Consider the following 13,647-nt stretch of genomic DNA (forward strand, 5'->3'; position numbering starts at 1 on the left):
AGGGCGGGCTATATCAGTCTATCGAGGCTATCAGCCGCGGGTCAGCGCCGGCCACTCTGATCGCGGTCAGCGCACTCTGCTCCTTATCCTTGATCTCGAGCATCAGGTCGAAGTCACGCCCCCCGGTCTCCTCCAGCAGGAGCAGGAAGTCGTCGACATCGAGGGTTTCAGCGTGGTTCCCCCGACGCATCCCTTCTGCCTGGGAGCTGTAGTCGGCCATCGGCAGCCCGTCGGACAGGAGCCACGTGCGGGCGATCTCGTCGAGCAGGTCTGGGAGGGCGCCCGGTGAGGGGTTCACCTGGTGGTGGAAGAAGTCGAAGAGGACCGGACGCCGGTGGCTGCACTCACCTCCAGGCAGTCCCTGACCGAGTAGAGTCGGTCGTCGTTCTCGATCACCAGCCGGCGCCGGATCGTCGGGTCGAGGGTTGGGTAGACCTCGACGAACCGCTCGATCGCGGCCGGTTTATCTCCGTAGACCTCGCCGAGGTGGACCTGGCTCTTTGCCGTACTGTCCAGTCCGAGCAGGTCCAGCACCGTCGCATGGTACCGGAGTTCGCCGATGCTCCGTTCGAGCACACCGGGGTCTTTCGTGTTCAGCACCACGAACTGATCCAGGTGCATCGAGACCGCATCCTGTGATCCCTGATGAACCGGCCGATCCCCCTGAACCGCTCCAGGAACCGTCCCGGCCAGTCGGTGGTGCAGACCGGGTGGGAGGCGAAGGGGATCAGGTCCGAGGTGATCCGGAAGAAGAGGATCCCATGGGAGCGGTTGAAGGCGAGGATCGATTCAAGGCAGTCGAGGTTCAGCGCGATCGTATGAAGGAGTCGCTCCGCCGAGTATGAGGCGAGCCGGAAGGTCCGGTTGGTGCACCTGAGCGTCCTGTTGATGCAGGGGTATCCGATCCTCATCCACTCCTCCGTTGCATCTATCTCCAGTGTTATAGCACAGTGGATATAACCTCTCTCTGTGGAGATACAGACGGCACTTCTGACCGGGTCTGAGTCCGAGGCGGACCGGCGGTTTCATCAGGCCCTGGCGGCATCTGGGCTGACCCCGGAGACCTTTTCGCTCTTCTCTGAGCTGGTCTGGTCGTTCTACCGCGTCCATGGACGCCCGATGGCCTGGCGGGAGACGAGGGACCCGTACAGGATCCTGGTATCGGAGGTGATGCTCCAGCAGACGCAGGTGAACCGGGTGAAGGAGAAGTACCAGGAGTTCATCGAGGCGTTCCCGACCTTTGAGGTCCTGGCCGCCGCCCCTCTCTCGGCAGTCCTCGACCAATGGCAGGGACTCGGGTACAACCGGCGGGCCGTCGCTCTTCATCGGGCGGCCGGCATCGTCGCCTCTGACTGGGGCGGCCTACTTCGAGAGGATCCCGCTGACCTCGTGACCCTGCCCGGGATCGGGAAGGCGACTGCCGCCTCAATCGCTGCCTTCGCCTTCAACAACCCGACTGTCTTCATCGAGACGAACATCCGGCGGGTCTTCATCCACTGCTTCTGCGCAGATCGGGATGGGGTCACCGATCGGGAGATCCTGCCGCTGGTTGAACGGACGCTGGACCGAAAGAACCCCCGCGAATGGTACTATGCCCTGATGGATTACGGCACCTTCATCGCCGCGAACCATCCGAACCCCAACCGTAAGAGTGCCCATTATACGAAACAGTCCAGGTTCGAAGGGTCAGACCGACAGGTGCGGGGGCGGATCCTCCGTCTGCTCGGGACCGGGCCGGCCAGCAGCGACCACCTGATTGGTGAACTCGGGGAGGATCCCAATCGGGTGGGCCGGCTACTCCTGTCCCTCAGGGCGGAGGGGTTCCTTGAGATCGAGGGGGATATGATCCGGATCCGGTCGTGACCAGCCAGATCGGAGAGGTCTGGGAGTGCCGGCCTGGGACATCGATCAATTCAAGTAATGAGACCATAATTATACTGTAATGGATAAGAAGCGGGTCAAGGACTATATGACCTACGATGTCGTCACCGTCGATGCACAGGGGATCGTCCGGGAGGTCTTTGAGAAGATACGGACGACCAACCACGACGGGTTCCCGGTGGTCGACAACGGCGAGGTGGTCGGGTACATCGCAGCCAGGGATCTCCTCTTCGCCCACCCGTCCACGCAGGTCAGAGAGGTGATGTCCAGTCATCTGATCGTCGCCGACCCGGATATGAGCATCAACGATGCGGCCCGGGTTATCTTCCGGTCAGGAATCCAGAAGCTCCCTGTGGTGGACGAGAAGAACCACCTGGTCGGGATCGTCTCGAACTCGGACGTGATCCGCTCGCAGATCGAGCATGTCTCCCCTGAGAAGGTCTTCAACTTCATCACGACCCTGAAGAAGCTGTATGGGATCGAGCCGACGCTCCGCCGGGGTTCGGTCCCGATCGAGGGGCTCCTTCCGACGCAGTCCAAGATCTATGAGGACGAGCTGGAAGGAAGGATGTACGAGATCAGAAAAGGGCTTGCAGAGCCGCTGATCGTCGTCAGCCGGCCGGGCAGGAACATCCTCGTCGACGGTCACCACCGGGCCATCGCGGCGAAGAGGCTCGGGCTGCTGACGCTGGACGCCTATATCATCGAGTTCACCGAAGATATCGAGCTTGGAATGGAGCGGACGGCCCGGTCGATGCATCTGGAGACGCTCGATGATATCCAGGTGCTCGACTATGCCCGCCATCCCCTGGTGGCCCTTACCCACCGACTTGTAAAAAGAGTATAAAGGCCCATTCTGGGCCAATTGTTTTTTTTGGACGCTTCAGGACCCTTCACATCTGGGATCAAACTTTTTATTCAGCACATGCTCCTTGACGACCGTCCCTTCGGGGATGACGGTCTCCGGCCAGAGCCTGGTCTTGGAGTGGATCACGACCCCCCGCTGGATCATCACCCGCGGGCCGATGACGGTGTCGTTCTCAATGCTGCAATCCTCCCGGATCACGGTGTCGTTATCGATGATCGAACCGCTGACCGTGCTGTTCTTCCCGACGACGATCCGGTTGTACAGCGAAGAGGAGAAGATCTTGGCATTCGCCTTGATATGGCAGTCCTCGCCGATCGAGGTATACGGGCCGATCAGCACATCCTTCTCGATGATCGTCCCGGCCCCAATCGCCACCGGCCCGATCACCCGGGTGTTGGAGCCGAGCGAGATCGAGTCCCCAAGCTGGACCGGCCCGAGGACGTGGGCTCCTTTCATCGCCAGGTTGCCACTGATGTTGGTGGCCGACATCTCCTGCAGTTTCCACCGCTCAGCGACCCGCAAAGAGATGGGACTCCCGACGTCGGTCCAGTTGCCCCGGGCAAGCCAGCCCTTGAGGACATGTCCCTCGTTCATCAGGGCAGGGAAGAGGTCGCGGGCGAAGTCATACTTGGTGCCGGCAGGGATGTGGTCGAAGACCTCGGGGTTGAAGATGTACATCCCGGTCGAGGCCAGGTTGCTGAAGATCTCGCCTGGTGCCGGCTTCTCTTTGAACCGCTTGATCTCATAGTTGACATCGATCTCAGCGATCCCGTACTCTGAGGGATCATCGATGCTGATCAGCCCGATGGTGGCGATATGGTTGCCACGCCTGTGTTCGCGGTAGAACTCGAGCACGTTCAGATCGGTGACATGATCCCCGCCGACCACCAGGAACGGTTGCCCGTCCAGGTACTGCTGGGCGTTCTTCACGCTCCCCGCAGTCCCCATCTTCACCTTCTCATGGACATAGGTGATGTCCACGCCGTAGAGGGAACCGTCGCCGAGTGCCTGCTCTATAGACGACCCCATATACCCGAGGGTGATCACCACCTCGTTGAAGCCGAGGTTGGATAGGTGTGAGACGAGGTGCTGTATCGAGGGCCGGTTGACGATGGGTATGCATGGCTTTGGACGCTCGAACGTGAGTGGACGGAGACGGGTTCCCTCTCCTCCGCACATGATACAGACCTTCATGCTCACATGTAGATGCTCATGACGTTTAATGGTGTTCAGAGGGGATCTCTCCGGGCCCAGGGGAGGACCCTGTCCTGATAACCTCCTGAATTTTTTGGAGAAAATCAAAATATGCAGTGAATTTTCTGCATGCATCCGTTTTTGGGTCAAAATGTCGCAAATAAAAAATGATAAAATTTTAATATGGCTTGGGATATATAATAATGAAGTATAAAGTTATTGATTGGTGTCGATGTCTTCAATATCCGTTCTCCAACAAAAGATCGAAGGGGCGATAGAGCGGAGGGATTATCCTTCGATGGCCGAAGCTCTGATGGAGATCGAGTCTGTCGCAAAGAGAAAGGAACGGGCTGAACTGATCCAGGCAGTGAACACCCGCCTTGAAGAGGCCGGATTTCTGCGGGACGAGCCTGAACTCTTCTCCTCCCTGATGGAATTGTCACGTGAAGAGATCGAGTCCCTGGTCCATCGGATGGTCGACCAGTACATCAGCACCGCCAACCAGCAGTGGATCGGCGCGATCATCAGCCTCTCTGGCCGGCTCGACCGGAAGAGTCACCAGTCCAAGGTCCTCTCATCAGTGACCAGGGCCCTGGTGCAGGAGGGGGTGCGGGCGAAGAACCCGGTGCTGATCGAAGAGGGGATGGGCCTCCTCGCCCATATCAGCTTCCGGAAGTACCGATCGGCGCTGTTGATCGAAATTGTCCCCTCCCTGATCGCCTGGGGGATCGAGACACGGGACATCAGGTTCCATCAGACTGCGCTCGACCTGGTGCAGGAGATCGGGGACGTCTCTGAGCGGGCAGACCTTCACTGTGAGATTGTGACGGCGATGGTTGCGATCGGAGTGGCACAGCGTGATCTCCCGATCATTATCGATGCGATCAGGAGCGCCTCGACGATCCTGCAGAAGATCCGCCGGATCAACTGTACGCTTGGTATCATCGATATCACCTGGCGGTCCCCGCTCGGTCGGAACATCGCTGACATCCGGAGTTTTGTAGGGTCGTTTGCAGATCTCCCGCTCAACCGCCAGACCGAGATTCTCGAGTGTCTGATCCAGGAACTGCTCGAGCGGGTGAGGGACAAGTCCCAGCTCTACTCGACGCTGATCTCGCTGGAACGGGAGATCCCGGGATCACGCCGGTACCTGGTTATCAGGCTCTTAAAGAAGGCTGAGTTGACCGCTGACCTCTGGTATATCCGTAAGGCGCTCGAGTTCAACGGTCGGATCGTCGACCCCGCTCAGGTCCCGCTCAAGGAGATCATTCACTCAGGGATCGTGATCGCTGAGAAGACCGGGGACGCACAGTTCCTGATGGCCATCATCGACCTGGTCGACAAACTCTATGACCGGTCCACCGGGCTGCACACCTACCTCCACTTCACCAACACACTGCTCCGAATCGGGGAGTTCTACAGTGCCATTGCGGTCTTTGGAAGAGTCTTTCCGATCGATTATCCGTATCGCCCTCAGATCGATGACTCCGTTGTCAGGCTGCTGAAGGAGGGAGTGATCCGCGATGAGGTGGACCTTCTCTCTGGAAAGGTGCTCACCAAGATGGAGCCGTCCCATGCAGAGATTGCAATCTACCGGGCTGTCTACGAACTCTGCAAGGACCATCCGTTCGGAGTGCTGACCGAGCACAGTGCTGCGATCAAGGCCCTGGCCAATCTGCATCCGCGGAGCGATCACCTGGTCTGTGACTGCATCAGGATCCTGATCGAGCATGGGTTCCTGACCTCGCAGGACCCCGGGATTCTGATCGACTTCGCCGAGGGGATCACCGACCTGACCCTGCGGGAGCGTGCGGTCTCGACGATCATCAAGAACCTGACGAGCATCGGGGTCGAGCAGAGCAGCCGGGATTTCCTGCAGCGGGCGATCGGTCTCTCCATCAACATTGAGGGGCAGCATACTCGTTCGGAGGCGCTCTTCAATGTGATCGAGGCAGCTTCGCTCCTCGCCGTCAAGCAATCAGATCTTGATCTCCTTCGAAGGATGAAGGTCTGGTCCACCTCGCTGCTGGACAAGGAATATGCGGTCTCTGCGATCGGAAAGATCATTCAGGGGATGATTCGGTACGCGCTGATCGAGAAGGCCCCGTATGCGCTGGACGAGGCGACCCAGATCCTTGAGACGATCGATGATCCGTCGCTCCGTCAGGTCCTGATGGAGCGGATCATCGAGAACTACATCAGGGTCGGCTGCCTGACGCTGGAGGAGACCGGGGCGATCAGCGACTCTTCTGACTTTGTTCAGGAGATACGCCCGTTCCGGCAGGCGCTCTCGCTGCTCAAGCAGTACCAGCAGAAACAACAGATCTCCTTAAAGATTGCCAGTTCGATTGATATCATCCTGCAGTACGCCGATCGATCTACCAATATGAACTTCTTTGTTCCGCTGACGATCTTCTCGCTGGAGATAGAGAACCTATACGAGCGGGACGCGATGATCACCCGTATCGCCTCAGGGCTCCGTGAGATCATCGAGCTGCTCGACTCCACCGATTCGTATGAGATCCTCTCGTACCTGCTGATGCGGCTGGACCAGGCCGGCAGTTCAGAGCTGATCCTGGATCTTGCCTACAATCTGAACGAGCAGATTCGGGACGTCTATACTCGACTCTCCGGGATGTGCACGCTGGCGGATCTATACCTGCAGAACGGAAAGACCGGGCGGGCCGGTGAGATCTTAACGAATGTCCGTTCTCTGACCGAGGCCATCTCATCGGCTTACCAGCGGGTGCTGTTGCTGGCTGAGGTGGCCACGCTGCTCGTCCGGTCCGATGAGGAGCAGGCGTATGCCTGTCTTGGGGAAGCAATAGATCTACTCCCGTTGGTCGAGCCTGAGAAGGACTCACTGGTGCGTGTGCAGCTGGTCCTCTCGATCGTTTCGCTCAACAGTACAAATCAGAACCCGGAGAATATCACCCGGGCGATGCAGATCGTCTCTGATATCCGGACCCCTGAGGATTATATTGAGGCCCTGATCGCGATATCGAATATGGTCAGGCATGACCCGGTGAAGTGCCGGGATATCCTTCGTGCGGTAGCAGCGTCGATCCAGACGATCGTTTCACCGTACGAACGGGCAATCGCTCTCTTAGATGTGGTGCCGATCGCTGAGTCTTCAGGTGAGTATACCTATGCGGACCTCTTCCTGGGAAGGGCGGAGGCGGCACTGCAGGAGATCAACATCCCATTCATCGTATCGGTGGTGAAGAAGGCTGTGGTTCAGAAACTGCTGATGATCTCGGCCCGGAGACCTGATCCGGCGTACCGAGAAAGGGCCGTGGCGGTGGCACGTTCGATCGAGGACGATGATATCCGGACTGAAGTCCTCCGGAAGATGAACCTTGAGTTCGAGTCTCCCCCGCGGGATCTGATCTCCACCAACGTACTGGAGGCGAGGCGGAAGATTCTCTCAGGGGAGTTCACGAAGGGAATGATCGTCTCGCTTGAGCGGGTGCTCCACACTCTCTCTGACCGGGCACTGCAGGCCCGGCTCTATACCGATCTCTATGTCAGTGCCCGCGAAGCAGGACAGGAGAACATGGCAGAGAAGATGCTCCAGGCCGCGATCACGGCTGCGGGGATCATCCGCCCGCTCTCAAGGAGGGTCTACGTGCTCGGGGAGATTGCACTGCGGACCTTTGCAGCCGGCGATGAGGCTCGGTCAGGGGACGTGATGGATATGGCCGGCGAGGCGGCGACCAACATCCGGGAGTTCAAACAGCGTGACCAGGTCTTTGATGAACTGGCGATGGTGATCAGGGTGATGCAGGAGCTCCGCCTGTGACGGGCGTTGAGATCCTGATAACTGGCCGTGTCCAGTCTGTTGGATTCCGAGCCTGTGTCAGGAGGATCGCCGAGTCCCTGATCATCTGTGGCGAAGTGATGAACCTGACCGATGGCAGGGTCCGGGTCTATGCGGTGACAGAGCCGGTGATCCTGGAGAAGTTCATATCGATGCTGTACAGCTGCCCTCGTGCGATCATACGGGACATTAGGGTGAGGGAGATCGAAGCGGCCGAGTACCCGGACTTTTCAATCAGACGTGGCCTTTTTTAACGCTTTTTAGGGGGATGCGGGGAAAAAATTCTGCAGGATCGAGGATCCGGAATTCGCGACCATTGACCAGTGCATCAGAGAGCACCTCCACCTGCCTGCCGATCGCTACCTCTCCAATCGAGGTCTGCAGTTGCTGTAGCACGCGTCTGATCAGAGCATCCGAGAGGGTGCATCGGCTCTCCCCGACCTCGTAGTCGCTGGAAGCGATGCCCTGCCGAACGAGGGCGAAGACGGGCTGATCGACCATCTGCGGTTTGAAGAGTTCTGCTATGTCCCGTATCAGTGCTCTATCACCCTGATGAAGGAGTCCGATATCGGCATTGAGGTGGGCTCCGGCCAGGTGGACGGCACAGACTCCGGAGAGCACTCCATACGAGAGTGAGAGCATCGCGTTCACCGGGTCCATGTACGGCCTGGCTGTCCGCCGCCGAAAACCGGTTCCTTTGGGGATCGTGCGGGCCATGATCTCGTAATACATGTCGGTGGCCAGCCGGTGGAGCCGGCGTATCTCATCGAGGGTGACCAGGTATTCGAGCTCCTGCCGCGCATCCTGCAGCACCTCCAGCTCCCCCTGGTAGAGCGGGCTCTCCCCGGTGACCACGCTCGTCTCTCCGATCACCTGCAACCTCCGTGCGAGCGCAGCCCTGGTGATTCCGAGCGCGTAATTGTGGGCCGGGGCCTGCTGTTGGATGGTGCGGACCTGCTCGTCGACCATGTCGCCGGGGGGTTTCAGGAGGCCGACTGGGGTGCCGTCGGCTGCGAAGAACGAGACCCAGTTCCCTGCCTTCTGCATATGCTGAAGCACGGCCGAATGGATCGTATGCCCGCCCACCACCAGCAGGTGGTGCACCTCTCCGATTGGGTACTCCGTTATGGTTCCGTTCTTCTGAACGGTCAGAGTACGAGGGGTGGACTTGATATGGGCACCGTAGCCTGACACGACGAGCCAGGGGAGCTTATTGCAGGATCTTTGGGACACCGTTGGCATACACCTGATGTATCTCTTTGGATGCACTCATAAATAACAGATCGATCGGTGACGATGATCGTCGGATTATCGGAAAAAAGGATTAGTTGGTCTCGCTCTGTTCGAGCTGGACATCGGCAATATCATGCTGCCGCTGGGAGAGGCGCTTCGCCTTGAAGATGTTCTTGCCTTCCTTTCCGATCGCGATCCCGCGGTCCTCTTCTCTGACCTCGACATGGGCGATCGGCCCCTCTTCGCTCTCCTCGAATTCTACCGAGACGACCTGGGCGGGGAGGAAGCAGTTCTTGATGAACTGTTCGGGGTCGTCGGAGTACTCGACAACCTCAATCCGCTTGCCCATCACGTCGGAGGCCTTCTTGATGCTGGCCCCTTTCTTGCCGATTGCAAGCCCCATCTCGCCGGGGTTGATCACGTAGATGATCCGCTCGTTTCGATCATCGATCACACAGTCGCGGCTGCCTGCACCAGTCAGGCTCTCGAACTGTGAGATCAGGCGCATACAGTCCTCGGTTAACAGAACTTCTGCCATGATTACGCCCTCTTGAGGCTGATGATATCCGACTCACCTGCACTGATGATAGCAAGTGCGCTGACCATGAACGGCTTTCCGCATGCCTTTCCGAGCTGCATGCTCGACCCTTCAAAGGTGTGGACGTAGACGTCGTTCTGTTCGTTCAGCATGGTCCGATAGGTGGGCGGGCAGTTTGCTGCGACGACGACCATCTGGGCTTTTCCATCCTTGATACATTCTGCTGTAGAGTTCTGGCCGAGCAGGACATCGCCTGTCTTGATGGCCTTTCTGAGTGAAGCATTAAAATCCATTAGAATTCTCCTGGTTTCTGGGCCTTGCAATTAATTTGACATCTCCGGTTCCGAGCTGGATCGGCTGGCCCACAATCACGTTCTCTGTAACACCGTTCAGTTCATCAACTTCGTTTGCGACTGCTGCGTCGAGAAGATGGTTCACGGTCACTTCAAAGGCGGCCCTTGAGAGGACACTCTCCTTCTCACCTGCGATACCGTGACGCCCGATCTGCTTGACTTCCCCATCCATGCACATCATATCTGAGACCAGCATGATATGCCGTACATCGACCCTGATACCCTGCTCTCCCAGCGTGCTGAGGGCTTCAGCGATGATCGCATTCCTGGCCGCTTCAATGCCAAGCACCTGCGAGATCTCGCTGATGTTGTTGGTTCGGGTCCGGGTAGTGTCGACGCCAGCAACCTCAAAGACATCTTTTAGGTTGGAGCCTTCAGTATAAAGTATATACTCTCCGCTCTCTTTTCTGACCACGACGCGCTCGATATCATCGATCCCCTGCACGATCACGTTCCGAACGTGTTCTGCGAGCTGGAAGAGGTTCTGATAACTCTCGCGGTCCTTGGGGGTGAAGGTGATGATCGCTTCATCGATATTTGCCTCCGCCTCGAAATCGCGGTAATGCCGCCGTTCCCGGATCTTTCGGGGGGCGGTCTCGCTGACCACGTCGACTGAGATCTTCCGCTTGTCGCAGACCGCCTTGTTCAGCTTGACCTGCACCTGCATGTTCTCCATGTCGGTGATGATGTCCCCGAACTCATGCAGGGGTGCGGCTTCAATCTGCCAGGAGACCATCCTGGCCTTGTCACGGTCGTTGTTGTACTCGTCTGAGAGGTGGACGGTCATCGTCGGCGTCGATGGTTCGCGCCGGGCGTCCATGATCTCGATCAGACGGGGCAGACCGAGGGTCACGTTGATCTCGGCCACCCCTGCATAGTGGAAGGTACGCATCGTCATCTGCGTGCCAGGTTCACCGATCGACTGGGCGGCGATCACACCGACCGCTTCGAGCGGCTCGATACGAGTGCTCTTGAACTCACCTTCGACGAGTCTCAGAATTTCTGCAAACTCCTCATCGGTGACCGTCTTTCCATCTAGGGTGTCTCTGATCTGTTTCTTGGTCAGATCAGGGAGCGCTGCTGCCTCGATGGCAGTCTCCATTTCCGGTGCTATCATCAGACCTCCTCCTTGAGCACGCTCTCGATGATACCCTTCACATCGACCGGGTCCCCGAACGATCCCCGCATGGGGTCTGTACCGTCCTCTCCGTACCTGAACTGGATGATCCGTCTCCCCGTGGTTCGAACTGTTCCGTCATATTCGACCTTGAGGTCCTGCAGTGCATTGATCAAACGCCGCTGCAGGTACCCGCTCTGCGACGTTCTGACTGCAGTGTCCACCAGCCCTTCCCTGCCCCCGATGGCGTGGAAGAAGAACTCGGTCGGGTTCAACCCGCTCTTGTAGCTGTGCTTGACGAACCCATGGGCGTCTGCTCCGCGATCCCCCCGCTTGAAGTGCGGCAGGGTCCTTCCGAAGTATCCTCTCACGATCCGCTCACCACGCACAGACTGCTGGCCGATACAGCCGGCCATCTGAGTCAGGTTCAGCATCGACCCTCTGGCCCCAGATACGGCCATCAGCACCGCGCTGTTCCCGAGCCCGAGGTGGGCCCCTGCAATCTCACCGGTCCGGTCTCGGCTCTTGCCGAGCACCTGCATGATCTGCATCTCGAGCGTCTCCTCAGGCGTCCGTCCTGGCATCGGTTCGAGCTGCCCGTCCTCGTAGATCCGAATACGTCTGTTCACATCGGTGGTTGCGTTGTCGAGCACCTCATCGATCTGGCCGTACTCTGTCTTGGAGAGATCTTCATCATCGATACCGAACGAGAACCCGTCGATCATAATCCCTTTGATCGAGAGTTTTGTCATATCGTCGATGAACTTGGCCGCCCGTTCCATGCCGTACTGCCGAATGATCCGGTTCAGTATCTCGCCGTCGAACGCACCGATCGACTTCTTATCGATAGTCCCGGTGATCAACTGACCATCGAGGATCCGGACGAACGCGTCCCGTTCGCACTGGTCTTTAACGCAGACGTCACAGTTTGCGCAGGAACTGGCCTTGAAGACCATGTTCAGTTCATCGGGCAGGATCATGCTGAAGACCTGTTTGTTGGACCAGTAGGAGATCCCGTTCTCGACCCTGCCAGGCTCTGGCATGTGATCGAAGTCGTAGTACTTCAGCAGGTATAGGAAGTCGTCCTTGGTGAACCAGCGGAGGTCATGCGTCAGCATGAAGATCCCTGATATGTGGTCATGGATGCCACCGATGATCGGGCCGCCGAACCGTGGCGAGAGGATGTTCTGCTGGACTGCGACGAGGATAGAGGCCTCAGCCCTCGCCTCCTCGGTCTGCGGCACATGCAGGTTCATCTCGTCGCCATCGAAGTCGGCGTTGTAGGGTGGGCAGACGGCCGGATTCAGCCTGAATGTCCTTCCTTCCATCACCTTGATCCGGTGGGCCATGATGCTCATCCGGTGCAGGGATGGCTGACGATTGAAGAGGACGATGTCCCCGTCGCGAAGCTGCCGTTCGACGGTCCACCCTGGTTCGATCTGCTCTGCGATCGTCTCCAGGTTTCCGTCGGCGAGCCTGAGCCGGCGATTGTCGGGCCGGATCACATAATTGGCCCCGCAGATATCTTTCAGACCCTCTCTGTTTGGACCTTTCCTGACATAGACTCTGAGTTCTTCAATATTGTACGGGGTCACTCGGACTGGAACCGACATCTCGTTTGCAATCCCGATTGGGATACCGACCTCGCTGATCGAGAGGTTCGGGTTCGGCGAGATGACTGTTCGTGCAGAGAAGTTCACACGCTTTCCGCTTAAGGATCCTCTGAACCGTCCGTCCTTCCCCTTCAGCCGCTGCGAGAGCGTCTTTAACGGCCTGCCGCTTCTATGACGGGCAGGCGGGCATCCGGCCACCTCGTTGTCGAGGTAGGTGGTCACATGGTACTGGAGCAGTTCCCAAAGATCTTCGATGATCAACTGCGGGGCGCCGGCATCTTGGTTCTCCTTGAACCGCTGATTGATCCTGATGATGTCGACCAGCTTGTGGGTCAGGTCGTCCTCTGACCGCTGCCCGTTCTCGAGGATGATCGAGGGGCGCATCGTGACTGGCGGCACCGGCAGCACGGTCAGAATTGTCCACTCTGGCCTGGCCACGTCCGGGTTGATCCCGAGCAACCGCAGATCGGAGTCGGGGATCTTCTCGAGCCTGGCCCGGATGTCTGCAGGGGTCAGTTTGTGCTCGACCTTCTTTCCGTCCTCAAGCAGCACCTCTGAGAAGGTGGTCGGTTTCTCGAAGTTGATCTTCAACTGCTGTTCATCGCAGTGCGGACAGGTCCGTTCCTTCTTGATGTCCTTCTCTGAGAGGACATCGCCGGTGAGGTCGTCCTCTGAAGTGATCGTGACCTTCTCGATCTCGCTGGAACTGAGCAGCAGTCTGCCGCACTCTCTGCAGGTGACCCGTAGCAGTTTCCGGATCAGCCGGGTGTACCCGACATGGATCACCGGCTTGGCGAGTTCGATATGGCCGAAGTGACCTGGGCAGTCCGCTGCCTTCTGGTCACAGGTTTTACATCTGAGTCCCGGGTCGATCACCCCGAGGGAGAGGTCCATCAGTCCCTGGGGGTAAGGGAATCCGTCATCATCATAGGTGTCTGCCCAGATGATCTTCCGCACACTCATCGTGCGGATCTCTTTTGGGGATAATAAACCGAACTCTATCTTTCCTATTCGTTTTGGGCTTGGCATG

The 13,647-nt window shown here is 58.1% G+C and carries 11 protein-coding genes and 1 pseudogene; 4 read left to right on the forward strand and 8 right to left on the reverse strand.

Annotation, left to right across the window (positions count from 1 at the left end):
- Positions 1-13: 13 nt before the first annotated feature.
- Positions 14-298, reverse strand: coding sequence for a hypothetical protein (locus ACFKSJ_RS11945; protein WP_440950025.1), 285 nt, complete (start codon positions 296-298; stop codon positions 14-16).
- Positions 295-911, reverse strand: a pseudogene (locus ACFKSJ_RS11950) (hypothetical protein). Before ACFKSJ_RS11950 ends, ACFKSJ_RS11945 begins: the two are co-directional and overlap by 4 nt.
- A gap of 58 nt (positions 912-969) precedes the next feature.
- Here ACFKSJ_RS11950 and ACFKSJ_RS11955 point away from each other — a divergent pair.
- Complete coding sequence (locus ACFKSJ_RS11955; RefSeq protein ID WP_440950026.1) at positions 970-1,863, forward strand: A/G-specific adenine glycosylase; 894 nt, start codon at positions 970-972, stop codon at positions 1,861-1,863.
- A 79-nt stretch (positions 1,864-1,942) separates the two neighbouring features.
- Positions 1,943-2,728: a CBS pair associated ParBc domain-containing protein gene (locus tag ACFKSJ_RS11960; RefSeq protein ID WP_440950027.1), complete on the forward strand. Its 786-nt coding sequence runs from the start codon at positions 1,943-1,945 to the stop codon at positions 2,726-2,728.
- A 36-nt stretch (positions 2,729-2,764) separates the two neighbouring features.
- On the opposite strand, the gene ACFKSJ_RS11965 is transcribed toward ACFKSJ_RS11960, so the two are convergent.
- Complete coding sequence (locus tag ACFKSJ_RS11965) at positions 2,765-3,943, reverse strand: sugar phosphate nucleotidyltransferase (protein WP_440950028.1); 1,179 nt, start codon at positions 3,941-3,943, stop codon at positions 2,765-2,767.
- A gap of 232 nt (positions 3,944-4,175) precedes the next feature.
- Here ACFKSJ_RS11965 and ACFKSJ_RS11970 point away from each other — a divergent pair, with 232 nt between their 5' ends.
- Complete coding sequence (locus ACFKSJ_RS11970) at positions 4,176-7,745, forward strand: hypothetical protein (RefSeq protein ID WP_440950029.1); 3,570 nt, start codon at positions 4,176-4,178, stop codon at positions 7,743-7,745.
- Positions 7,742-8,017, forward strand: coding sequence for an acylphosphatase (locus ACFKSJ_RS11975; protein WP_440950030.1), 276 nt, complete (start codon positions 7,742-7,744; stop codon positions 8,015-8,017). The genes ACFKSJ_RS11970 and ACFKSJ_RS11975 overlap by 4 nt, the downstream gene beginning before the upstream one ends.
- Here the strand turns inward: ACFKSJ_RS11975 and cas1 are convergent.
- The 5 genes from cas1 to ACFKSJ_RS12000 all read right to left on the reverse strand — a co-directional run bounded on the left by cas1 (position 7,998) and on the right by ACFKSJ_RS12000 (position 13,646).
- Positions 7,998-8,996, reverse strand: coding sequence for a CRISPR-associated endonuclease Cas1 (gene cas1, locus ACFKSJ_RS11980; protein ID WP_440950031.1), 999 nt, complete (start codon positions 8,994-8,996; stop codon positions 7,998-8,000). The two genes, ACFKSJ_RS11975 and cas1, sit on opposite strands and share 20 nt — an antisense overlap.
- A 91-nt stretch (positions 8,997-9,087) precedes the next feature.
- A complete protein-coding gene (locus ACFKSJ_RS11985; RefSeq protein WP_440950032.1) occupies positions 9,088-9,534 on the reverse strand; it encodes a NusA-like transcription termination signal-binding factor in 447 nt (148 codons plus the stop codon).
- A 2-nt stretch (positions 9,535-9,536) separates the two neighbouring features.
- Positions 9,537-9,827, reverse strand: coding sequence for a 50S ribosomal protein L30e (locus ACFKSJ_RS11990; RefSeq protein WP_440950033.1), 291 nt, complete (start codon positions 9,825-9,827; stop codon positions 9,537-9,539).
- Complete coding sequence (gene rpoA2, locus ACFKSJ_RS11995; protein ID WP_440950034.1) at positions 9,817-11,004, reverse strand: DNA-directed RNA polymerase subunit A''; 1,188 nt, start codon at positions 11,002-11,004, stop codon at positions 9,817-9,819. Before rpoA2 ends, ACFKSJ_RS11990 begins: the two co-directional genes overlap by 11 nt.
- Positions 11,004-13,646: a DNA-directed RNA polymerase subunit A' gene (locus ACFKSJ_RS12000; RefSeq protein ID WP_440950035.1), complete on the reverse strand. Its 2,643-nt coding sequence runs from the start codon at positions 13,644-13,646 to the stop codon at positions 11,004-11,006. Before ACFKSJ_RS12000 ends, rpoA2 begins: the two co-directional genes overlap by 1 nt.
- Between the last annotated feature and the right edge of the window lies 1 nt (position 13,647).

Origin of the sequence: Methanosphaerula subterraneus, from assembly GCF_052055875.1 — an archaeon.
Taxonomy (GTDB): Archaea; Halobacteriota; Methanomicrobia; order Methanomicrobiales; family Methanospirillaceae; genus Methanosphaerula; species Methanosphaerula subterraneus.